General features: G+C 72.1%; 20 protein-coding genes. 12 read left to right on the top strand and 8 right to left on the bottom strand.

Annotation, left to right across the window (positions count from 1 at the left end; translation table 11 throughout):
• Positions 1 to 15 precede the first annotated feature (15 nt).
• The 3 genes from ACIPYW_RS00340 (at position 16) to ACIPYW_RS00330 (ending at position 3,227) form a co-directional block, all read left to right on the top strand.
• Positions 16 to 1,272: an anion permease gene (locus ACIPYW_RS00340; RefSeq protein ID WP_400409782.1), complete on the top strand. Its 1,257-nt coding sequence runs from the start codon at positions 16 to 18 to the stop codon at positions 1,270 to 1,272.
• Positions 1,272 to 1,568, top strand: a complete 297-nt coding sequence (locus tag ACIPYW_RS00335; RefSeq protein ID WP_400409780.1) for a hypothetical protein — start codon at positions 1,272 to 1,274, stop codon at positions 1,566 to 1,568. Before ACIPYW_RS00340 ends, ACIPYW_RS00335 begins: the two co-directional genes overlap by 1 nt.
• Positions 1,569 to 1,754: 186 nt before the next feature.
• Complete coding sequence (locus ACIPYW_RS00330) at positions 1,755 to 3,227, top strand: aspartate ammonia-lyase (protein WP_400409778.1); 1,473 nt, start codon at positions 1,755 to 1,757, stop codon at positions 3,225 to 3,227.
• 36 nt (positions 3,228 to 3,263) lie between these two features.
• On the opposite strand, the gene ACIPYW_RS00325 is transcribed toward ACIPYW_RS00330, so the two are convergent.
• Both ACIPYW_RS00325 and ACIPYW_RS00320 read right to left on the bottom strand, forming a co-directional pair.
• Complete coding sequence (locus ACIPYW_RS00325; RefSeq protein WP_290132320.1) at positions 3,264 to 4,343, bottom strand: YihY/virulence factor BrkB family protein; 1,080 nt, start codon at positions 4,341 to 4,343, stop codon at positions 3,264 to 3,266.
• A 171-nt stretch (positions 4,344 to 4,514) separates the two neighbouring features.
• A complete protein-coding gene (locus ACIPYW_RS00320) occupies positions 4,515 to 5,831 on the bottom strand; it encodes an MFS transporter (protein ID WP_400409774.1) in 1,317 nt (438 codons plus the stop codon).
• Positions 5,832 to 5,900: 69 nt separating this feature from the next.
• On the opposite strand from ACIPYW_RS00320, the gene ACIPYW_RS00315 reads away from it, so the two are divergent.
• The 3 genes from ACIPYW_RS00315 to ACIPYW_RS00305 all read left to right on the top strand — a co-directional run bounded on the left by ACIPYW_RS00315 (position 5,901) and on the right by ACIPYW_RS00305 (position 9,486).
• Positions 5,901 to 6,272 carry an FKBP-type peptidyl-prolyl cis-trans isomerase gene (locus ACIPYW_RS00315; protein WP_290132318.1) on the top strand — a complete coding sequence of 124 codons (372 nt, stop codon included), beginning with the start codon at positions 5,901 to 5,903 and terminating at the stop codon, positions 6,270 to 6,272.
• A complete protein-coding gene (locus ACIPYW_RS00310) occupies positions 6,272 to 7,108 on the top strand; it encodes an aldo/keto reductase (RefSeq protein WP_400409771.1) in 837 nt (278 codons plus the stop codon). The genes ACIPYW_RS00315 and ACIPYW_RS00310 overlap by 1 nt, the downstream gene beginning before the upstream one ends.
• Before the next feature lie 134 nt (positions 7,109 to 7,242).
• The gene (locus tag ACIPYW_RS00305; protein ID WP_400409769.1) at positions 7,243 to 9,486 is read left to right on the top strand and encodes a HelD family protein; all 2,244 of its coding nucleotides are present in this window, start codon (positions 7,243 to 7,245) and stop codon (positions 9,484 to 9,486) included.
• 573 nt (positions 9,487 to 10,059) lie between these two features.
• Here ACIPYW_RS00305 and ACIPYW_RS00300 read toward each other — a convergent pair.
• The 3 genes from ACIPYW_RS00300 to ACIPYW_RS00290 are packed head-to-tail and all read right to left on the bottom strand — an operon-like array spanning position 10,060 to position 12,513.
• A complete protein-coding gene (locus tag ACIPYW_RS00300) occupies positions 10,060 to 10,329 on the bottom strand; it encodes a protealysin inhibitor emfourin (protein WP_400409767.1) in 270 nt (89 codons plus the stop codon).
• A gap of 32 nt (positions 10,330 to 10,361) precedes the next feature.
• The gene (locus ACIPYW_RS00295) at positions 10,362 to 11,411 is read right to left on the bottom strand and encodes a M4 family metallopeptidase (protein WP_400409765.1); all 1,050 of its coding nucleotides are present in this window, start codon (positions 11,409 to 11,411) and stop codon (positions 10,362 to 10,364) included.
• A gap of 49 nt (positions 11,412 to 11,460) precedes the next feature.
• Entirely contained in the window at positions 11,461 to 12,513 is a 1,053-nt protein-coding gene (locus ACIPYW_RS00290) for a glycoside hydrolase family 6 protein (RefSeq protein WP_400409763.1), read from the bottom strand.
• A 103-nt stretch (positions 12,514 to 12,616) separates the two neighbouring features.
• Here ACIPYW_RS00290 and ACIPYW_RS00285 point away from each other — a divergent pair, with 103 nt between their 5' ends.
• The 5 genes from ACIPYW_RS00285 to ACIPYW_RS00265 all read left to right on the top strand — a co-directional run bounded on the left by ACIPYW_RS00285 (position 12,617) and on the right by ACIPYW_RS00265 (position 15,675).
• Positions 12,617 to 13,063: a VanZ family protein gene (locus ACIPYW_RS00285; RefSeq protein WP_290132312.1), complete on the top strand. Its 447-nt coding sequence runs from the start codon at positions 12,617 to 12,619 to the stop codon at positions 13,061 to 13,063.
• Between the two features lie 119 nt (positions 13,064 to 13,182).
• Positions 13,183 to 13,452, top strand: a complete 270-nt coding sequence (gene rpsO, locus ACIPYW_RS00280; RefSeq protein WP_058725132.1) for a 30S ribosomal protein S15 — start codon at positions 13,183 to 13,185, stop codon at positions 13,450 to 13,452.
• A gap of 163 nt (positions 13,453 to 13,615) precedes the next feature.
• Positions 13,616 to 14,233 (top strand): CE1759 family FMN reductase, encoded by a 618-nt coding sequence (locus tag ACIPYW_RS00275; protein ID WP_400409760.1) that lies wholly within the window; start codon positions 13,616 to 13,618, stop codon positions 14,231 to 14,233.
• A 123-nt stretch (positions 14,234 to 14,356) separates the two neighbouring features.
• Positions 14,357 to 14,683 (top strand): hypothetical protein, encoded by a 327-nt coding sequence (locus ACIPYW_RS00270; RefSeq protein ID WP_400409758.1) that lies wholly within the window; start codon positions 14,357 to 14,359, stop codon positions 14,681 to 14,683.
• A complete protein-coding gene (locus ACIPYW_RS00265) occupies positions 14,683 to 15,675 on the top strand; it encodes an FAD:protein FMN transferase (protein ID WP_400409756.1) in 993 nt (330 codons plus the stop codon). Before ACIPYW_RS00270 ends, ACIPYW_RS00265 begins: the two co-directional genes overlap by 1 nt.
• 114 nt (positions 15,676 to 15,789) lie before the next feature.
• Here the strand turns inward: ACIPYW_RS00265 and ACIPYW_RS00260 are convergent, their stop codons facing one another.
• Positions 15,790 to 17,007, bottom strand: coding sequence for a coiled-coil domain-containing protein (locus ACIPYW_RS00260; protein WP_400409754.1), 1,218 nt, complete (start codon positions 17,005 to 17,007; stop codon positions 15,790 to 15,792).
• 306 nt (positions 17,008 to 17,313) lie between these two features.
• Between ACIPYW_RS00260 and ACIPYW_RS00255 the strand changes: the two genes are divergently transcribed.
• Entirely contained in the window at positions 17,314 to 19,587 is a 2,274-nt protein-coding gene (locus ACIPYW_RS00255; protein ID WP_290132307.1) for a polyribonucleotide nucleotidyltransferase, read from the top strand.
• 97 nt (positions 19,588 to 19,684) lie between these two features.
• On the opposite strand, the gene ACIPYW_RS00250 is transcribed toward ACIPYW_RS00255, so the two are convergent.
• Both ACIPYW_RS00250 and ACIPYW_RS00245 read right to left on the bottom strand, forming a co-directional pair.
• Positions 19,685 to 20,212, bottom strand: coding sequence for a YbhB/YbcL family Raf kinase inhibitor-like protein (locus tag ACIPYW_RS00250; RefSeq protein WP_400409752.1), 528 nt, complete (start codon positions 20,210 to 20,212; stop codon positions 19,685 to 19,687).
• Between the two features lie 121 nt (positions 20,213 to 20,333).
• Positions 20,334 to 20,981, bottom strand: coding sequence for a TetR/AcrR family transcriptional regulator (locus ACIPYW_RS00245; RefSeq protein ID WP_400409750.1), 648 nt, complete (start codon positions 20,979 to 20,981; stop codon positions 20,334 to 20,336).
• Between the last annotated feature and the right edge of the window lie 87 nt (positions 20,982 to 21,068).

Here is a 21,068-nt window from a genome sequence, read left to right as displayed (position 1 = left end):
GGACACTTTTCCGCGGTGGACATCACACTCATAGTCGTCCTGGTCATCGCGTTGGCCCTCTTCTTCGACTTCACAAACGGTTTTCACGACACCGCCAACGCGATGGCGACCCCGATCGCGACCGGCGCCATGAAGCCCAAGGTCGCGGTCACCGTCGCAGCGGTGCTCAACCTCGTCGGTGCGTTCCTCAGCACCGCGGTGGCGACCTCGATCTCGCACGGGCTCATCAACGAGGGACCCGGCGGTGTGGCGATCACGCCCGAGATGATCTTCGCGGGGCTCATCGGCGCTGTCGTGTGGAACATGATCACCTGGCTGCGCGGGCTGCCGTCCTCGTCGTCGCACGCGCTGTTCGGCGGGCTCATCGGTGCCGCGATCGTCGGCGCCGGCTTCGGCTCCGTGAACTACGCCGCGCTGCTGACCGTCGTGATCATCCCGGCGTTCCTGTCGCCCGTGATCGCGGCGCTCGTGTCGTTCCTCTCGACGCGCATCGCGTACCGGATCACCCGTCGCCCGGTCTTCCCGAACGAGCGCGGCGGCTTCCGCATCGGGCAGGTCTTCACGAGCTCGATGGTGTCGCTCGCGCACGGAACGAACGACGCGCAGAAGACCATGGGCGTCATCACGCTCACGCTCATCGCGTCCGGTGCGCAGTCGGCGAACCAGGGCGTGCAGTTCTGGGTCGTCGTGGCGTGTGCCCTCGCGATCGCCCTCGGCACGTACACCGGCGGCTGGCGCATCATCCGCACGCTCGGGTCCGGCATCACCGAGATCCGTGCGACGCAGGGCTTCGCCGCCGAGGCCTCGACCGCCGCCACGATCCTCGCGTCGAGCCACCTCGGGTTCGCGCTGTCCACCACGCAGGTGTCGTCCGGCTCGATCATCGGCGCAGGCCTCGGCCGACGTGGGTCGAAGATCCAGTGGTCGACCGCGGGCAAGATCGTCATCGCCTGGTTCATCACCCTGCCCGCCGCGGCTGCGGTCGGTGCGGTCGCGTCCGGCATCGCCCGCATCGGTGTGCTCGGACTCGTGATCGACGCCGTGGTCGGAGCCGCTGTGATCCTCGGCCTGTACCTCTGGTCGCTCCGCAAGCCGCACGACCAGGCCGCCGCGATCGAGGTCGACGTGGCTGCGAACGCGGTCCTCACCCGCAAGGAGCGTCGCGACATGCAGCGCAAGAAGCGCGCCGAGGTCGTCTCGGCCCGTCGTGCCGAGCTGAGCCGCGAGCGCACGCTGCGCCGCATGGCCGCGCGCAAGGGGGGACGTCGCTGATGGGCATCGACTGGTTCGCCTTCCTGACGGTCGCGATCGCCTCGGTCGTCGGCGCGTGCTTCGTCGTGACGGTGTACTCGATCGGCCTCCGCTTCTGGAGCGCCGCGGACAGCCGCGCCGGCAAGTACACGGTGAAGGACGACGGCACCGTCGGGCCGGCCACGGCCGGGTTCCCGATCCCCGGGCAGACCCCGCCGGGGGTGCGGCTGTACCGCTCGCTCGCGATCGCCTGCTTCGCGGTGAGCGCCGCCGCCGTGCTCTACGGCATCTACCTCATCGTCCCGCAGTTCCACTGACGCGCACCGCGGGATGCGACGCGTCGCGGGTCGCTGACGCGACGAGCGGACGGGCGGGGGGGGGGGGGGGGGGCCGCCCCCCCCCCCCCCCCCCCCGGCCCGTCTTCCGGTCGCGTCGGGCGCGAGCCGACACGCGCCCGCCTCGGCACCAGGACCGGCCGGACGGTTCGGACTAGCCTGGGCCGGGTGAGCAACGACGCACCACGACCCACCCGCACCGAGTCCGACTCCCTGGGCAGCCGAGAGGTCCCGGCTGACGCCTACTGGGGGATCAACACCCTCCGGGCGCTCGAGAACTTCCCGATCACCTCCGTCCCGATCGCGGTGTACCCGGACCTCATCGAGGCCCTCGCGACCGTCAAGCAGGCAGCGGCCCGCGCGAACAAGGCGATCGGGGTGCTCGACGGCGAGCGCGCCGACGCCATCGACGCGGCCGCGCAGGAGGTCCGCGACGGACGGCTCCGCGACCAGTTCGTGGTCGACATCGTCCAGGGCGGCGCCGGCACGTCGACGAACATGAACACGAACGAGGTGCTCGCGAACCGGGCACTCGAACTGCTCGGGCGGGAGAAGGGCGACTACGCCCACCTGCACCCGATCGACCACGTGAACCGCAGCCAGTCGACGAACGACACGTACCCGACGAGCATCAAGCTGGCGATGATCCTCGGCGTGCGGCGGCTCAACTCGCAGCTCGAGGCACTGTCCGACGCCTTCGCCGAGCGGGGGCGGGCCTTCGCGGACGTCCTGAAGATCGGACGGACGCAGCTCCAGGACGCCGTGCCGATGACGCTCGGACAGGAGTTCACCGGGTTCTCGCACACCATCCAGGAGGACGTGCTCCTGCTGTCGAAGGTCATGCCGTTGCTGGCGGAGACGAACCTCGGCGCGACGGCGATCGGCACGGGCATCACCGCCGATCCGCTGTACCGCGACGAGGTCCGGCGGCAGTTGCAGATCGCGACCGGCCTCGACGTCGTGACCGCGCCGGACCTCATCGAGGCCACGAGCGACGCCGGGGCGTTCATGACGCTCTCCGGCACAGTCAAGCGCAGCGCCGCGAAGCTCTCGAAGATCTGCAACGACCTCCGACTCCTCGCGTCGGGGCCGCAGGCCGGCCTGGGCGAGATCACGCTGCCGGCACGCCAGGCGGGGTCGTCGATCATGCCCGGCAAGGTCAACCCGGTGATCCCCGAGGTCGTGAACCAGATCGCGTTCGCCGTCGTCGGGGCGGACACCACCGTGACGATGGCGGCCGAGGGAGGACAGCTGCAGCTCAACGCGTTCGAGCCGATCATCGCGCACTCGATCATGCAGTCGCTGCAGTGGATGGCGAACGGCTGCGAGACCCTCCGCGTGCACTGCGTCACGGGCATCGAGGCGAACGAGGCGAAGCTCGCGGCGCAGGTGGACACGAACGTCGGCGTCGTGACCGCCCTGACGCCGTACATCGGGTACGCGGCCGCGGCGTCGATCGCGCACACGGCACTGACCACCTCGACGCCGATCGCGACGCTCGTCACCGCTGCCGGTCTCATGGAGGAGGACCAGGTGCAGCGGGTCCTGTCGCCCGCGCGCCTGTCGGGGATCGAGCTGGCGACGGGGGCGATCCCGGTGGTCACCGAGGAGATGCTGGACCAGGCCGCGCGGGAGCGCTGACGCGCCGCGGAGCGCTGACGCCGAACCCCTGTGCCGCTACGGCATCGGGGGTTCGCTCACCTGCACCTTGCCGGCGAGGTCGCGGAGGTGTTCGGCCTGCGCGGCGTCCTCGTCGTCGCGGGGGAGCTTCGCCGCCTCGACCCGGACGTGGTGTGCGGTCGCGATGTCGGCGTCCCGCCACCGGGCCAGCGTGAAGTTCCGCGTGACGTCGCGCAGGGGGAGCCGGATCGACTCGTCGGCCTCGATGCCGGCGAACAGCTGGCGCATCCGGATGACCTCGGAGTCGAGCTCACCGCCGACGACGAGCACGAAGTTCGAGATGTACAGGTACACGAGCAGCAGGATCGCGCCGCCGAGCCAGCCGTACGCGCGGTTGCCGGCACCGATCGTCTCGACGTAGACCGCGAACCCGAACGTCGCGATCGCCCAGGTCACGATCGCGAAGGCGGCACCGGCCGACACCCACCGGAGCTGCGGCGTCCGGACGTTCGGCGTCGCGTAGTAGAGCACCGCGACCATGACGACGAGGACCGCGGCGAGCACGGGCCACTTCGCCACGTTCCACAGGTCGTCCACCCAGACCGGCCAGCCCATCTGGTCGACGATGGCCGCGGCGATCGTCGGGGTACCGAGCAGGATGAGGATCGCGATCGCGCCGCCGACCATGACGAGCAGGGTGACGAGGAGCATCATGCTGCGGAACTTCCAGATCCGGCGGCCCTCCTCGACCTCGTAGGCGGTGTTCATCGCGCGGCCGAACGCGGTCGCGTACCCGGACAGCGACCACAGCGTCAGGACCACGCCGGTCGCGAACCCGAGCCACGGGTTGTCGAGCGAGAGCAGCTGCCGGAGCGGCTCCTCGAGGTGCTGCGCGGTCTCCGGGCGCACGATGAACCCGAGGATCTGGACGATGTCCGCGAGGCCGTCTCCCGACCGGTCGACGATCGCGAGCGCCGACACGACCGCGAGTGCGGTCGGGAACACCGTGAGGGTCGCGAAGAACGTCAGCGACGCCGCCGCGTCGACGACGCGGTGCCGGATGACCGAGTGGTAGGTGCGCCGGACGACGGCGCGGACCCCGGTCCGCTGGATGGCGCGCGCATCACGGTCCGGCATGCGTACGAAACTACCTGGATCCGGACGGGAGGCGCGGTGCGGGCCCGCCACGGGCCTCCCGGCCGGTGTGTGGTCGCCCTGGGGGCCCGCCGCAGCCGAGACTCGGCGTGAGCGACGTTGCTCGCGCGCTCGGCCGCGAGGAGTGTCGCTCAGCGCGAGTCTCGTGGCCCGCTAGTTCGCGTGGGGGTGCAGCGCGTCGTACCGACGGAACGACGGGACGAACCGGAGCAGCAGCGCGACGAGGCCGATGATCACCACGCCACCGATGATCGGCGGGTACGCGATGCCCGCCGCGACGACGAGACCGGCGTACAGGTCGCCGAGCCGCGGGCCACCCGTGACCACCACGATGAAGATGCCCTGCAGCCGCCCGCGCATCCCGTCCGGCGACGCCGCCTGCAGGATCGTGTTCCGGAACACCGAGCTGACGTTGTCCGCGCCGCCGGCGGCCGCGAGGCACAGCGCCGCGAGTCCGAGGGCCGGCAGGATCCCGACGCTGAAGGCATCGCCCGAGCGACCGCCGAGCAGGTGCGCCACCGCGACGACGACGCCGAACGCGGCGATGGCCCCGCCGTACGCGGTGATCGCCCAGCCGACCGCCTCGCCCTGACGCCGCACATGACCGAGCGGACCCGAGAACACGCTCGAGAGCAGGGCTCCGATGGCGTACGCGGCGGTGAGCGTCCCGACCGTGATCGACCCACCGCCGATGACGAGCGCCCCGATCGCGGGGAAGAGCACCCGCGGCTGGCCGAACGTCATCGCGATGATGTCGAGCACGAAGGTCATGGTGATGTTGCGGGAGCGCTTCAGGAACCGCGCACCCTCGATCAGCGAGCTCAGCCCGGGACGGAGGGCGTCGTGTTCGGCCGCCATCCTCGGCAGCGTGAACACCCCGAGGAACGCGAACGTGAAGAGGACGACGTCGATCGTGTACGTCGGGGCGAAGCCGACTCCGGCGATGAGGACACCCGCGATCGCCGGACCCACCGTGACCTGGAACCCGGACGCGATGCCGCCGAGGGCGCTCGCCGCGGGCAGGAGGTCGGTGCCGACGAGCCGCGGCACGATCGCGGAGCGCGAGGCGTTGCTCACCGTCGCCGCGACGGCGTTCACCGTGGCGAGGACGTAGAGCAGCGCCACGCTGTGCAGGCCGAGCCAGGCGTGGGTGGCGATGAGGGCCACAGCGGCCCAGGCGACGAGCGCCGACACGAGGGCCACGAGCCGCCGGTCGAACGCGTCGGCGAGCATGCCGCCGTAGAGCCCCGCGACGATCATCGGGACGAGGGCGATCACGCCGACGAGTGCCACGGCGAACGTCGAGTGGGTGATGTCGTACACCTCGAGGCCGACCGCGACGGTCGTCATCTGCGTGCCGATGCCGGCGATCGCCGTCCCGGCCCACAGGCGGGCGAACGCGGGGGAGCGGCGGAGCGGGGTGAGGTCGGCGAGCAGGCGGCGGCGCGGGGCGGTGTCGGATCGTGTCACGGTGGAACCATTCTGCTGCCTCCGTCGGGCTGCAGGGCCGTGACCGCGCTCTCTGGTTGACTGGCGGGCATGACTGACCTCAACAGCAAGCCCGAGTTCGACGCCCCCGAGGGCCCCGCCCCCACCGAGCTCGTGGTCACCGACATCGTCGAGGGATCCGGCGACGAGGCCACCGCGGGCTCCACCGTCAAGGTCCACTACGCCGGCGTCGAGTACGAGTCGGGCGAGGAGTTCGACAGCTCGTGGAACCGCGGCGAGCCGATCGACTTCCCGCTCGCGGCGCTCGTGCGCGGCTGGCAGGAGGGCATCCCCGGCATGAAGGTCGGCGGCCGCCGCAAGCTCGTGGTCCCGCCGGAGCTCGCCTACGGCCCGGCCGGCGGCGGACACTTCCTCTCCGGCAAGACCCTCATCTTCGTCATCGACCTGCTCGGGGTGCGCTGATGCAGGTCGGCGCCCCGACGATCGAGCTGAACGACGGCCACCGGTTCCCCGAGCTCGGCCTCGGCACCTACGGCCTGAACGGCGACGAGGGCAGCGCGCAGGTGCAGGCGGCGATCGCGAGCGGCTACCGGCTGCTCGACACCGCGCTGAACTACGGCAACGAGGACGCCGTGGGCCGTGCGGTCCGCGAGTCCGGTGTCGACCGTGAGGACCTCGTCGTCACCACGAAGCTGCCGGGGCGCCACCACGGGTACGACGAAGCCCACCGGTCGATCGACGAGTCCCTCGCGAACCTCGGCCTCGACCACGTGGACCTGTACCTCATCCACTGGCCGAACCCGTCCGTCGACAAGTTCGTCGACACCTGGAAGGCCTTCGTGGACCTCCGTGACGCCGGCAAGGTCCGCTCGATCGGTGTCTCGAACTTCACGCCGGAGCACCTCGAGCGCATCGTGGACGCCACCGGGGTCGCCCCGGCCGTGAACCAGGTCGAGCTGCACCCGTACTTCCCCCAGGCGGAGCTCCGGAAGGTGCACCAGGAGCTCGACATCGTGACCGAGAGCTGGAGCCCCCTCGCGAAGCAGTCCGAGCTCATGAGCGAGCAGCCGGTCGTCGCGGCGGCCGAGGCCCACGGGGTCACGCCGGGGCAGGTCGTGCTGCGCTGGCACGTGCAGCTCGGGGCCGTGCCGGTGCCGAAGTCGGGCGACGCCTCGCGGCAGCGCGAGAACCTCGACGTCTTCGGCTTCGAGCTGACCGACGACGAGGTGCAGGCGATCTCCGCGCTCGAGCGCGGGCGCCTCTGGGACGGCGACCCGGACACGCACGAGGAGATGTAGACGCTGCGCGTCTGACAGACGGGAGGCGCGTGGCGGGTCCGCCACGCGCCTCCCGTCCATCATGGGGTCGCGCCGTTCTCGGTGTCGGTCCTGCGGGACTACACTGGACACCCCTGTTTCCCGAAGGGTGGCGTGTGTCCGAACCGACCGAGATCGACCGCGAGCGTGGCTACGTCGACGGGCTGTTCGCCCGCCTCGACGAACTGACCGCCGAGGCCGAGCAGCGTCTCGCCGAGACCCGCCGTCAGGCGGTCGGCGGGAACCACCAGAGCCGCAGCGAGCGCGACGCGTACGCCCGGCTCTACGAGGACACCATCGCGACGCTCGAACGCGTCGGCGACCGCCTCGTGTTCGGTCGGCTCGAGGTCTCCGAGCCGGACAGCGACGAGGACGCGTTCCGGTACATCGGCCGGGTCGGCCTCCGCGACGACGACCACCGCCCGCTCCTGCTCGACTGGCGGGTCCCCGGTGCGAGCGCGTTCTACCAGGCGACCGCCGCGTACCCGATGGGCATGCGGGCGCGCCGGCACCTCACGCTCGACGGCCGGACCGTCGTCGGGGTCGAGGACGAAGTGTTCGACGCCTCCCTCTACGACGACGAGCGCACGCACCTGCAGGGCGAGGGGGCGCTCCTCGCAGCCGTGACCGCCGAGCGCACCGGACGGATGACGGACATCGTCGCCACGATCCAGGCCGAGCAGGACCGCATCATCCGGTCCCCGCTCGAGGGCGTGCTCATCGTGCAGGGCGGCCCCGGCACGGGCAAGACCGCCGTGGCGCTGCACCGGGCCGCGTACCTGCTGTACTCCTACCGTGAGCGCCTCCGCGGGTCGGGCGTGCTGATGGTCGGGCCGTCATCCGCGTTCCTGACGTACATCGAGCAGGTGCTGCCGTCCCTCGGCGAGACCGGTGTCGTGATGGCGTCGCTCGGGTCGCTGTACCCGGGCGTGCACGCCTCCACGCACGACCACCGGGACGTCGCCGCCGTGAAGGGCTCGGCGGAGATGGCGTCCCTGCTCCGCCGTGCCGTCCGGTCGCGGCAGGTCGTGCCGGCCGAGCCCGTGACCCTCGACGTCGAGGGCGAGCGGCTCGTCGTCCCGCCGCAGCTCGTGGCCGACGCCATGAAGCGCGCGCAGGACCGCGGCAAGCCGCACAACGTCGCCCGGGTGACGTTCAACAAGATCGCCCTCGACGCGATGACCCGACTCCTCGCCGACCAGCTCCGCGAGCGCGGCACCACGGTGGACGAGGCCGACGAGAAGGTCCTCCGCGAGGACATCCGGTCCTCCTACGACGCCCGGGTCCTCCTCAACACCGCCTGGCTGCCGCTCCCTGCCGAGAAGTTCGTGGAGGACCTCTACGCGCGGCCGAACTGGCTCGCGTCCCTCACCCCGAACTGGACCCCGGAACGCCGGGCACTGCTGCTCCGCCCGCGCGGTTCGGCGATGACGGTCGAGGACGTCCCCCTGCTCGACGAGGCAGCCGAACTCCTCGGCCCGTTCGACCCCACCGGGGGCGCGGCGAAGCGTGCGGCGAAGGCCAGCCGCAACCGCGACATCGAGAACGCGCGCCAGGCGATCGAGAACATGGGCGTCGAGGGCATCGTCACCGCGGAGCAGGTCGCGGGGTCCTTCGCCGAGGGCGGCGACCCGCGCACCACCGCCGAGCGCGCCGCCGAGGACCGCGAGTGGACCTACGGGCACATCGTGGTCGACGAGGCGCAGGAGCTCTCGCCCATGCAGTGGCGGATGCTCGCCCGCCGGAACCCGCTGCGGTCCTTCACGATCGTCGGGGACATGGCGCAGGGCTCCTCACCGGGAGCCGCTCGCACCTGGGACGACGTCGTCGGCGCCCTCGCCCGTCGTCGCCGTGGCCGGGCGCCGCAGGTGCCGATCGAGCACCGCGTCGAGGAGCTCACGGTCAACTACCGCACGCCACGGTCGATCGTGCGTGCAGCCGGGGAGTACGCGGCGTCCGTGGGGCTCGTGGTCACCCGGACCGAGGCCGTGCGCGACGGCGACCCCGTGCTGCGGGTGTCGGTGCCGCGGGCCGACGTGCTCGACACGGTCGCATCGCTGGTGGACGTCGAGCGCGCGGCGATCGGCAGCGGGACCATCGGCGTGATCGTGCCCGAGGCCGACGTCGACGCCGTGCGGCACCGCCTCGCCCGGACCGAGGCGGACGTCCGGTCGCTCGGGTCGCCGCGGCCGGGGTCGGTCACGGTGCTCACCGGGGCGGACGCGAAGGGCCTCGAGTTCGACGGGGTGCTCCTCGTCGACCCGGAGCGCGTCGGCGCGGACGCGGCTCGGGCGGCGGCGGCGGTGTACGTCGCGATGACGCGGCCGACGCGGCGTCTGACGGTCGTCGACGTGGCCTGACGGGCCGGGCGCGGGCGTCGGGCGTGCCGCGCCCGCCCGCGTGCGCGCGCGGCGCGCGTGTGCGCCGCACGACCAGAGTCGTTCCGCACCGGGGTTGCGCGCGGTGCGGGTTGGCTTCGGTTGTGCGCTGGTGCGCGCGGCCCGGGAGGCGCGCGGCACGACCCGCGTGCGCGCGCCGCGCGTGTGCGCCGCACAACCACAGTCGTTTCGCACCGTGGATGTGCGCGGTTCGGGTTGACTCCGGTTGTGCGGTCGTGCGGTTGTGCGCGCGGCGCGGGAGGCGCGTGGCGGGCTGGTGCCGTGCCTCCCGTTCGGCGCAGCACGACCCGCGCGCGGCGCGCATGTGCGCCGCACAACCAGAGTCGTGTCGCACCGGGGTTGCGCGCGGTGCGGGTTGGCTTCGGTTGTGCGCTGGTGCGCGCGGCCCGGGAGGCGCGTGGCGGGCTGGTGCCGTGCCTCCCGTTCGGCGCAGCACGACCCGTGCGCGCGCCGCACAACCAGAGTCGTTCCGCACCGTGGATGCGCGCGGTTCGGGTTGACTTCGGTTGTGCGCTGGTGCGCGCGGCGCGCCGGTCAGGCGGTGTCGCCCTCGTCGCGGACGCGTGCCACGAGGGACGCCCACGGCTCCTCGAGTCGGCTCCCCGGGATCGTGACGGTGCGCTGCTCGATCGTGATCGTCCACGTGAAGTCGTCGCGGATGCCCGGAGCCGGGGCGGGCACCTCGCGGGGGAGCGTTCCGACGAGGTCCGTCCACGCCGCAGGGTCGTCGCAGGCCTCGGTGTCGACACGCCAGCCCCGGGTGGTGCCGGCGAAGCCCCCGGTCCGGCGGACGGCGATGTGCATGCCCCGACCGTACGCCGGGCACGGGGTACCGGTCAGCCCAGGACGCCGACGTCGCGCCACGCCTGCTGCACGGCGCCGTGCTCGCGCGACCCCGACCCGAACCGGGCCGCCGCCGCGTCGACCGTGACCGCCGCGAAGCCCGCGAAGTCGATCGACTCCGTCGTGGCGTCCGACGTGAGGGCGTCCCACCAGACGGCCCCGGCGCCCTCCCACGCGTTGCCCCCGATGGCCGTCGCCGCGAGGTAGAAGGCGTGGTTCGGGATGCCGGAGTTCGTGTGGACGCCACCGTTGTCGTCGGTCGTCTCGAGATAGTCCGCCATCGTCGCCGGTTGGGGGTCCTTGCCGAGCACCGGGTCGTCGTAGGCCGTGCCCGGCGCCCGCATCGAGCGGAGTGCGACGCCGTGCACGCGCGGGGTGAAGAGACCCTCGCCGATGAGCCAGGAGGCCTGTTCCGCGGTCTGACCGCGGGAGTACTGCAGCACGAGGGAGCCGAACACGTCGCTGATCGACTCGTTCAGCGCACCGGACTGCCCTTCGTACGTGAGGTCGGCCGTGTACTGCGTGACGCCGTGCGCGAGCTCGTGGCCGATCACGTCGACGGCGATGGTGAAGCGCTCGAAGACCTCGCCGTCCCCGTCACCGAACACCATGCGACTGCCGTCCCAGTAGGCGTTGTCGTAGTCCTGCCCGTAGTGCACCGTGGCGTCCAGCGGCAGCCCGGCGCCGTCGATCGAGACCCGGTCGAACACGTCGAGCCAGAAGGCGTGCGTGTCGCCGAGGCCGGTGTACGCCTCGTCCACGGCGGGGTCTCCCGAGTCAGGGTCGCCCTCGTTCCGCACGATCGTGCCGGGCAGGGTCGTCGTGCCGTCCGCGTCCGAGATCGTCCGTTGCGGCGACCGGTCGACCGTGCCGCTCACGCCCCGGGGTGCGTCGCGGTGCTCGTGCTTCGGCTGCTGCACGACCTCGAGCGAGGCCAGTGCGGACCGCGCGGCGGAGGAGGCTCGTGGGAAGTCCGGTGCGTCGGCGACGGCCCGGAGCAGGTAGGGCGGGACGACGGAGCGGAGGCGCGCGGTCGGGGTCATGTCCCGATGGAACCACCGGGCACCGACACCCCGCCGTGAGGATCCTCGCTCAGTCGCGCTTCCGGTTCGCCACGAGGTCGAGCGCGTACGACTCCCACCACTGCCCGGCCGCGGGTCCGCCGTTGCACGTCCCGTCGCTGAGCCCCGGTGTCTTCACCCAGAGCAGCGCGTCGAGCCGGGTGCTGCCCCGCGTGACGTGCGGTGTCTGTCCGAGACCGGCCCCGGAGGGGTTGCACCAGGTGCCGCGCCAGCCCTGCCCGTTGCGGGAGACGTCGATGACGAAGTGCGGGTCGTCGCCGATGCGGTCCGCGAGTTCGTCCGCGTAGGCGCGTTCGGTGTCGACGCGGTAGAAGTTCGAGACGTTCGTGAAGAAGCCCTGCGTCCGGTCGACGCCGGCCTGCCGGAGCCAGGACGCCTGCTGGGCGACCGGGACGCGCTGCTCGTTGCCGCCGTCGAGGTACACGGTGAGCCCGTGCCCGCCCAGCGCCTCGACGGCCTGCCGGAGCAGCGGCAGGCGGGAGTCCTCGAGACGCTTGCACACCGCGATCTGGGCGATCGAGTCCGGCTCGACGAGCACGACCGCGTGCGACCCCGCCATCGCCCGTGCGGCTGCGCGGACCCAAGGCACGTACCCGGACGCCGTGCTGCCGCCCTTCGAGTAGTGGCCGCAGTCGCGGTCGGGGACGTCGTACAGGACGAACACCGGGGTGCGGTCCTGCTGGCGCGCGCTCCGGACGACGTCGCGGATCGTGGCACGCGTGTCGGCGACCGAGTCGTCCGTCAGCCAGGTGGCGATCGGCTGGTCGGCGATGACCGCGATCCGCTGCGCGGTGGTCTCCTGACCGGCCGCCCGCGCCGCTGCCTCGCGTCGGCCGGGTTGGTTCTCGGCGGACGGCTGGACCGCGAGGCCTCCGGGGAACGCCTGTGCGGCGGTGCGTCGCTCGACCACCTGGCGCCCGTCGGGGTACCCGTCGCGGGGGAGCGTCACCACGACGGCGACCACGACGGCCACGACCACGGCCGCGGTGACACCGATCCACGTCCACTGGCGCCCCGCCGACGACCGACGCGGCGCACCCCGGCGGTTCCCCTGGTCCGTCATGGACCCATGCTCCCAGGAGAACGGGCGCAGCGGGGAACGGCTCCGGGCGTTCTGCCAGCGGCGGGCCAGGGGTTTCCCGACCACGGTGCGTCAGACTCTGCGGATGCTCCGGAAACTCCTCCTCCTCGCCGTCACCGCGGCGTACGCCTGGGTGATCTGGCGGATGACCCTGACGCCGGAGGTCTTCACCGCGGCGCAGGGGTCCCTCGTGGAGCACGCGATCCGGTGGGCCCAGCGGATCACCGGCAGCGGCTGGCTCACGTACGACCGGACGGAGTTCCTCGCCAACATCGCGATGTTCGTCCCGGTCGGCATGCTCGCCGCGCTCTGGCTGCCGCGCCGCTGGTGGCTGCTCGGCGCGGTCGTCGCCGTCGGGCTCTCCGTCGGCATCGAGCAGTACCAGGGCGCGTTCCTGCCGAACCGCGTGTCCGACCCCCGCGACGTCCTGTCGAACGGGCTCGGCGGGCTCCTCGGAGCGACGCTCGTCGGGCTGTTCCGCAGCCTGCTGCCCGCTCCTCGGCGTCGTCGCCTGCGTCCCCGCACTGCCTGAACACCTGGTAGGCTTCTCCGGTTGCCGTCGAACGGCCGCGGACAAAGAGCGCTCGTGCACAAGGCACGGGCACCGCGCAACGACAGTTCTCGTTCAGAGGACAGGGAAGGGGATCATCCATGGCACTTGACGCGAAGGTCAAGCAGGAGATCATCGAAGAGTACGCGACCCACCCGGGCGACACCGGATCCCCCGAGGTCCAGGTCGCCGTTCTGACGCGTCGCATCAACGACCTGAACGAGCACCTCAAGGAGCACAAGCACGATCACCACTCGCGTCGTGGTCTGCTGCTCATGGTCGGTCAGCGTCGCCGCCTCCTCGGTTACCTCGCTGACGTGGACATCAACCGCTACCGTGCGCTCATCGAGCGCCTCGGCCTGCGCCGCTGAGTCCCACGCAGACACTGCTCGGCTGGACGCCCGGTCTTCCTCGGAAGGCCGGGCGTTCTCCGTACCCGGCCGGGAGGCCCGTGGAGACCGGGCGGGAATGGTTGCGTCCGTCGATCGGTTCGGTACGATGTTCATGCAAACGCATCGAAAGTCGGGAACCACCATGACCACCATCGCCGTCGTCTCCGCCGGACTGTCCGACCCCAGCTCGACCCGCCTGCTCGCCGATCGCCTCGGTCGGGCCGCGGCCGAGGCCCTCCTCGCGGACGGCACCGCCGCCGCGGTCGAGCACGTCGAGCTCCGCCCGATCGCGCACGAGATCGTCGACGCGATGTTGACCGGTTTCGCCGCACCGGCCCTCGCGGAGGCGATCGCCACCGTCATCGAGGCGGACGCGGTCGTGTTCGTCACGCCGGTCTTCACCGCCGGTGTCAGCGGACTCGCCAAGTCGTTCCTCGACGTGATCGACAAGGACGCCCTCGCCGACATGCCCGTGCTGCTCGGTGCGACCGGGGGCACCGCGCGGCACTCGCTCGCGATCGATCACGCCCTCCGACCGGTGTTCGCCTACCTCCGTGCCGCCGTGGTCCCCACCGGCGTCTTCGCCGCGACGGACGACTGGGGCACCGCTGGCGACGCTTCGGCGCTCGAGGGGCGGATCAGTCGCGCCGGCGCCGACCTCGCGTGGGCCGTCCGGTCGTCCCGCCGGGTGCCCCAGCAGGCGGACGCGCTGCCCGAGACTCCCGACTTCGCCGCGATGCTCGGCGGCCTCGGGCACTGACGCGACGGGGAACGGGCGTCTGGCTCTTACCCGCCCCTCACCGGTTGCGCGGGTCGGCTCCAGCCCGTTCCCGGGTCGTCCACCGACCGGCACGCGAGCCTCGTCCCGAGACGAGGAGGAACGATGGGCAACAACGGCAGGAAGTGGACGACGAGCTCGCTCGTGAGCATCGGTGGACTCGTGGTCGCGATGGTCACCGGCGCCGGGCTCTGGGTCGGGCACGAGCAGGGCACCGCGAGCAACGACTCGGGCACCAGCGACACCAGCAGCACGAGCGACAGCAGCAGCACGAGCGGCAGCAGCGACGGCAGCAGCACGAGTGGCAGCAGCGACAGCAGCAGCACGAGCGGCAGCAGCGACAGCGACAGCAGCAGCACGAGCACGGGCGGCTCGGGCGTCACGCAGGGCGGCCAGAACTCGTCCTCCGACGCGACGACGACGGGCTCCTGATGCGCGCCGCCGCCGAGTGGGAGCTCTGGACCACCACCGCCCGGGTCGTCCTCGACCGCCGCGACCGCCGTCACCTCGCCGCCGCCGAGGCCTGCGTCCGCGAGGTCACCGACGCCGTCGACCGCGCCTGCAGCCGCTTCCGCGACGACTCCGAACTCGTCGCCCGCACCGCTGACCTCGAGCACGGCGCCGAGGTGTCGCCGCTCCTGGCGTCCCTCGTGCACCAGGCGCTCGACGCCGCACGACTGACGAACGGTGACGTCGACCCGACGCTCGGCAACCGCATGGTCGCCCTCGGCTACGACGCGGCGTTCCACCAGGACGGCAGTCGGTCCGTCGACGACCGGCCAGTCGACGGGCCTGTCGACGACCGGCCCCTTGACGACCGGCCCCTCGACCAGGACCCCGCGGTCCTCGGGTCGGCGCTCGACACGCGACCCGCCTGGCAACGGGTCCTCCTGAGCGGCAGGTTCCTCCGCGTCCCCGCGGGCGTCCGCCTCGACCTCGGTGCGACCGCGAAGGCCGCCGCGGCCGACACGGCAGCGGCAAGCATCACTGCGCGCCTCGGCATCGGAGCGCTCGTCTCCCTCGGCGGCGACGTCGCCACGGCCGGCCCGGAGCCGGCGGGCGGCTGGCAGGTGCGCGTGCAGGACCTCGACGCCGACCCCGTCGACCACGTGCGGATCGCGTCGGGCTGGTCCGTCGCGACCTCGAGCACGCAGAAGCGTCGGTGGGAGCAGGACGGGCGCGCGCGACACCACGTCCTCGATCCCCGGTGGGGACTCCCCGCCGAGCCGGTCTGGCGGTCGGTGACGGTGGTCGCACCCTCGTGCGTCACCGCGAACACCCTGTCGACCGCTGCGATCGTCCGTGGACGCGGTGCGCCGGCGATGCTCCGCGCGAGCGGACGCGCGGCCCGGCTCGTCGCAGCCGACGGCGAGGTGATCCGCCTCGGCGGCTGGCCCGCCGAGGGCGCGCGGAACGCCGCGTAGCGGCTGCTCCCGCGATCGGGGTGTGTGCGTCGGGCACCGCCCGCAACGCACCCAGCCACCGGACGGGAGGCCCGTGGCGGCCCCGCCCGCGCCTCCCGGCCGGTCCGCGGCGCGTCAGTACCAGTGCGGGTTGACGCTCATCTCGTGGTTCCACGCGCCGCAGGGCGACCCGTAGGCGTCGTGGATGTACGCGAGGCCCCAGTTGATCTGCGTGGCCGCGTTCGTCCTCCAGTCGGCGCCGGCGACCGCCATCTTGTCGGCGGGGAGCGCCTGCGGGATGCCGTACGCGCCACTCGACACGTTCAGGGCGTTGGCCCGCCAGCCGGACTCCTGCGTCCACAGCGAGACGAGACAACCCATCTGGTCGGACCCCCAGCCGTAGGCGCCGATCGCGCTCCGGGCGTACGCCTGCGCGCCGGCTGGGTCGACGACCACGCCGCCGGTGCTCGGGTAGTTCGTGCCCGAGCCGCCGCTCGTGCTCCCGCTGCTCGCGCTGCTGCTGCTGCCGGCCGCTGCCACTGCCTGCTGTTCGCGCTGCCGCTCGGCCGCCTCCTCGCGACGACGCTGCTGCTCGGCCTTCTGCGCCGCGACCTGGAGCCCCAGCTGGTACCCGCGCTCCTCCGAGGCGGTGGTGTCCTGCAGCGACGCGAGCTGCGCGTAGAGTTCGTCGCTGTGCTGCTGGGTGTCGTCCACCGCTTCGTCAGCGGCCACCTGCGCCGACTTCGCATCGGCGGCCTTCGCCTCGGCAGCGGACGCGAGGTCGGCCCGCTCGTCCTCGGCACGCTTCGCCTGCTCGTGCAGTGACGACGCGGTCCCGGCGGCGACCGACGCGTCGCCCATCACGCCCGCCCACGTCGACGAGAGCTGGTCGAGGGCACCGAGCTGGTAGAGCAGCTGACCCGGGTCCTTCGTGGTCGCGATCCGGGTGGACATCTGGTCGGTCGCGCCGTCGCGGTAGAGGTTCGCCGCGAGCTGCCCGGCGCGCTGCTGCGCCCGCTCCGCGGTCGCCGAGGCGCTGTCCGCCTGGGCCTGGAGGCTCGTGGCGGTCTGGGTGGCCGTCGCCAGGTCAGCATCGGCCCGGTCGGCCGCCTCGGAGGCGGTGATCGCGGCGGCGGACTTCGCGGCGGCGTCGGCCTGCACCTGCTGCAGCGCGGTCTGCACGCGGTCGACCTCGGCCTTCTTGGCCTGCTCGTCGCCCTTCGCGCGCTGGACGTCCTGCCACGTCGGGTAGGTCGTCGCACTCGCCGGGGCCGCGGTCACGAGGGGGGCGACGAGCACGCCCGCGACCACGGCGGCCACGACGAACCCTCGCCCGGAGAGGGGGAGGCGCATGCTCCGTACGCTAGCGGCCGCGTGCGGGTTCGTCGTGCGCCTCGCCCGCGGATCGCCTGAGGACTGGTAAAGTCCTGTTCGTCCGGGGACCGTTCCCCGAGCACGCGACCGAGGACCGTTCCCCGGTCGTCACACAAACACTGCGCAGACCGGGCACGGAGCTGGTCATCGGTGGTGGCTCGCGGGCCGAGAAGGTGTCCCGAGTGCTTCTACTGCTGGCCAGACATGCGTCCCGACACCTCGGCGCGCACGCACCGTCGTGTGCCGTCGCCGGGTCTGCCGAGAACACGTCAAGGAGGCACCCTTTTGGAGGGTCCCGAGATCAAGTTCGCCGAAGCCGTCATCGACAACGGCAAGTTCGGCAAGCGCGTCGTCCGGTTCGAGACCGGCCGCCTCGCACAGCAGGCGCAGGGCGCGGTCGCCGCGTACCTCGACGAGGAGACCATGCTCCTCTCGGCCACCAGCGCCGGCAAGCACCCGCGGGAGGGCTTCGACTTCTTCCCGCTGACCGTCGACGTCGAGGAGCGCTCGTACGCCGCGGGCAAGATCCCCGGCTCGTTCTTCCGTCGTGAGGGGCGCCCCTCGACCGAGGCGATCCTCGTCTGCCGCCTCATCGACCGGCCGCTGCGCCCGTCGTTCGTCGACGGCCTCCGCAACGAGGTCCAGATCGTCATCACCGTCCTGAGCATCGCGCCGGACGAGTTCTACGACGCGCTCGCGATCAACGCGGCGTCCGCGTCGACGCAGATCTCCGGTCTGCCGTTCTCCGGCCCGATCGCCGGTGTGCGCCTCGCGCTCATCGGTGACCAGTGGGTCGCGTTCCCGAAGGCGTCGCAGCTCGCCGAGGCCGTCTTCGACCTCACCGTCGCGGGCCGTGTCGTCACGGACGAGGCCGGCAACGAGGACGTCGCGATCATGATGGTCGAGGCCGAGGCCACCGAGCACAGCTGGGACCTCATCCAGGGCGGCGCGACCAAGCCCGACGAGGCGATCGTCGCGCAGGGCCTCGAGGCGGCGAAGCCGTTCCTCAAGGTCCTCGTCGAGGCGCAGGCGAAGATGGCCGCGCAGTCGGCCAAGGAGATCCAGGACTACCCGGTCTTCCCGCCCTACGCCCCCGAGGTCTACGACGCGGTCGAGGCGCTCGCCCTCGACGAGCTCAAGGACGTCTACCAGATCGCCGGCAAGCTCGAGCGTCAGGACAAGGACGACGCCCTCAAGGCCCGCGTCAAGGAGGCCATCGCGGCCAAGGTCGAGGCTGGGGAGCTCCCCGAGAGCGCGAACGGCCAGGTCAGCGGCGCCTACAAGTCGGTCACGAAGAAGGTCGTCCGGGGCCGCATCCTGACCGAGCAGGTCCGCATGGACGGTCGCGGTCTCGCCGACATCCGTCCGCTCGACGCCGAGGTCGCCGTGATCCCGCGCGTCCACGGCTCGGCGATCTTCCAGCGTGGCGAGACGCAGATCCTCGGCGTCACCACGCTGAACATGCTCAAGATGGAGCAGCAGATCGACTCGCTGTCGCCCGTCACGAAGAAGCGCTACCTGCACCACTACAACTTCCCGCCCTACTCGACCGGTGAGACCGGCCGTGTGGGTTCGCCGAAGCGTCGTGAGATCGGGCACGGCTTCCTCGCCGAGCGCGCGCTCGTGCCGGTGCTGCCGTCGCGCGAGGAGTTCCCCTACGCCATCCGTCAGGTGTCCGAGGCCCTCGGCTCGAACGGTTCGACGTCGATGGGCTCCGTCTGCGCCTCGACCCTGTCGCTCCTCAACGCCGGTGTGCCGCTCAAGGCCCCGGTCGCGGGCATCGCGATGGGCCTCGTCTCCGACACCGTCGACGGCCAGACCCGCTACGCGGCGCTGACCGACATCCTCGGTGCCGAGGACGCCCTCGGTGACATGGACTTCAAGGTCGCCGGCACGTCGGACTTCGTCACGGCGATCCAGCTCGACACGAAGCTCGACGGCATCCCCTCGTCGGTCCTCGACGCCGCGCTCAAGCAGGCCAAGGAAGCGCGCTCCGCGATCCTCGGTGTGCTGAACGAGGCCATCGACGCCCCCGACGAGATGGCCGACACCGCGCCGCGCGTCATCTCGGTGCAGATCCCCGTCGACAAGATCGGCGAGCTGATCGGCCCGAAGGGCAAGACGATCAACGGGATCCAGGACGAGACCGGCGCCGACATCTCGATCGAGGACGACGGCACCGTGTACATCGGCGCCGTCGACGGTCCGTCGGCCGAGGCCGCCCGCGCCCAGGTCAACGCGATCGCGAACCCGACGAACCCGGAGATCGGCGACCAGTTCCTCGGCACGGTCGTCAAGATCGCGACGTTCGGTGCGTTCGTGTCGCTGCTCCCGGGCCGTGACGGTCTGCTCCACGTCTCCGAGGTCCGCAAGCTCGCCGGTGGCAAGCGTGTGGAGAACGTCGAGGACGTGCTCGGCGTCGGTCAGAAGATCCTGGTCGAGGTCACCAAGGTGGACGACCGTGGCAAGCTGTCGCTCGCGCCGGTCATCGCCGACGACGTGGACACCGAGGGCGGCAAGGGTCACGAGACCCACGCCGAGGCTCCGGCCGAGGGCTGATCCCTCCCGCGTCCCGACGCACGAACGGCCGTCGCTCCTGATCGGAGCGGCGGCCGTTCGCCGTTGGTGGTGCTGTGCGCCGGTGCGCCGCGCGGGGTCAGGCGGCAGGGGTCTCCTGCGTGCCGACGAGCTGGGCGCGACCGAGCAGGTGCTCGCGGAGCAGGAACCCGACGACGGCGGGCGTGGCGTCGGCGGGAGCCTCGAGGACGGGCACGTCGAGCGCGCTCAGCGTGAAGAAGTAGCGGTGGGCGCCGTGTCCGGCGGGCGGGGCCGCCCCGAGGAACGTGTCGGTGCCGTACTCGTTGCGGCGGCGGAGGGCCTCGGCGGGCAGCAGGGCGTCGTCGGTGCCTGCACCGCGCTCGAGCGAGTTCGTGCCCGCGGGGATGTCGGTCACCGCCCAGTGCCAGAAGCCCGATCCCGTCGGGGCATCGGGGTCGTACACGGTCAGGACGTAGCTCCGGGTGCCCTCGGGCTCGCCGGACCACTCGAGCGCGGGGGAGCGGTCCTCGCCACCGGCGTCCGAGCCGCGAGCCCACTCCGGCAGCGTGCCGCCGTCGGTGAAGTCGGGGCTGGTGAGCGAGAAGGAGGGGACCTCGGGGAGCTTCCAGTTCGGGTCGTTCGTCATGCCGCCAGCCAACACCCGTGTGCTCGGGGAGCGCCGAGCCGGACGTGGCGGACCCGCGCCGAGAGCCGGACGTGCGCGACGTGGCGGACCCGCACCGTGCCTCCAGGCCGGCCGTGCCGTGTCAGGCCGCGAGCACCCGCTCGACCACGCGACCCAGCGCAGCGGTGGCGGCGATGGCGTCGCCCGCGTACGCACCGGCCATCGCGCCGTCCCGTGCGAGCATCAGCTCGTCCGCGCCGTCGCCCGCGAGCGGGTGCCCGGCAGACTGCAGGAGCGAGGCGAGCCGGTCCGTGTACCAGTCACGGTGCATGGCGACGACCTCGCGCACGGGGTCGCGGGGGTCGTGGTACTCGGCGGCGGCGTTGAGGAACGCGCAGCCGCGGAAGTCGACGCCGTCCACCTGTGCGGACACGGCGGCGACCCAGGCGCGGATCGCGTCGGCGGGCGAAGCCGCTCCGTCGACGATGGCCTCGAACTTCGCCACCACGGCGTCGTGCTGCGCGCGGATGTAGGCGAGGATCAGGTTGTCCTTGGACCCGTAGTGCTTGTAGAACGTCGCCTTCGTGACGCTGGCCTCGGAGATGAGGCGGTCGACGCCGACGTTCCGGATGCCCTCCTCGTAGAAGAGCCGCGTGGCGGTCTCGAGGATGCGGACCTTCGCGCCGCCGGTGCGGGGAGCCGGGGGGACGCTCGACCCACCCGGCGACGCGAGGTCATCGCTCGGACCCAGGAGACGCTGGACGGCCGGTTGGGGGGAATCGACCGTCACAGCGTGGCTCCTTGGGCTCATCGGCTCCGTGACCGATCGGGGGGAGACGGTCACGCAGGACTGATGTCCCGAGCCACCGGGTCGGAA

The sequence above is a fragment of the Curtobacterium sp. NPDC089689 genome (assembly GCF_044749145.1).
Classification (GTDB): Bacteria; Actinomycetota; Actinomycetes; order Actinomycetales; family Microbacteriaceae; genus Curtobacterium.
Note: the sequence above shows the minus strand (reverse complement) of the source record. Positions and strands in the feature narration are given on the sequence as shown.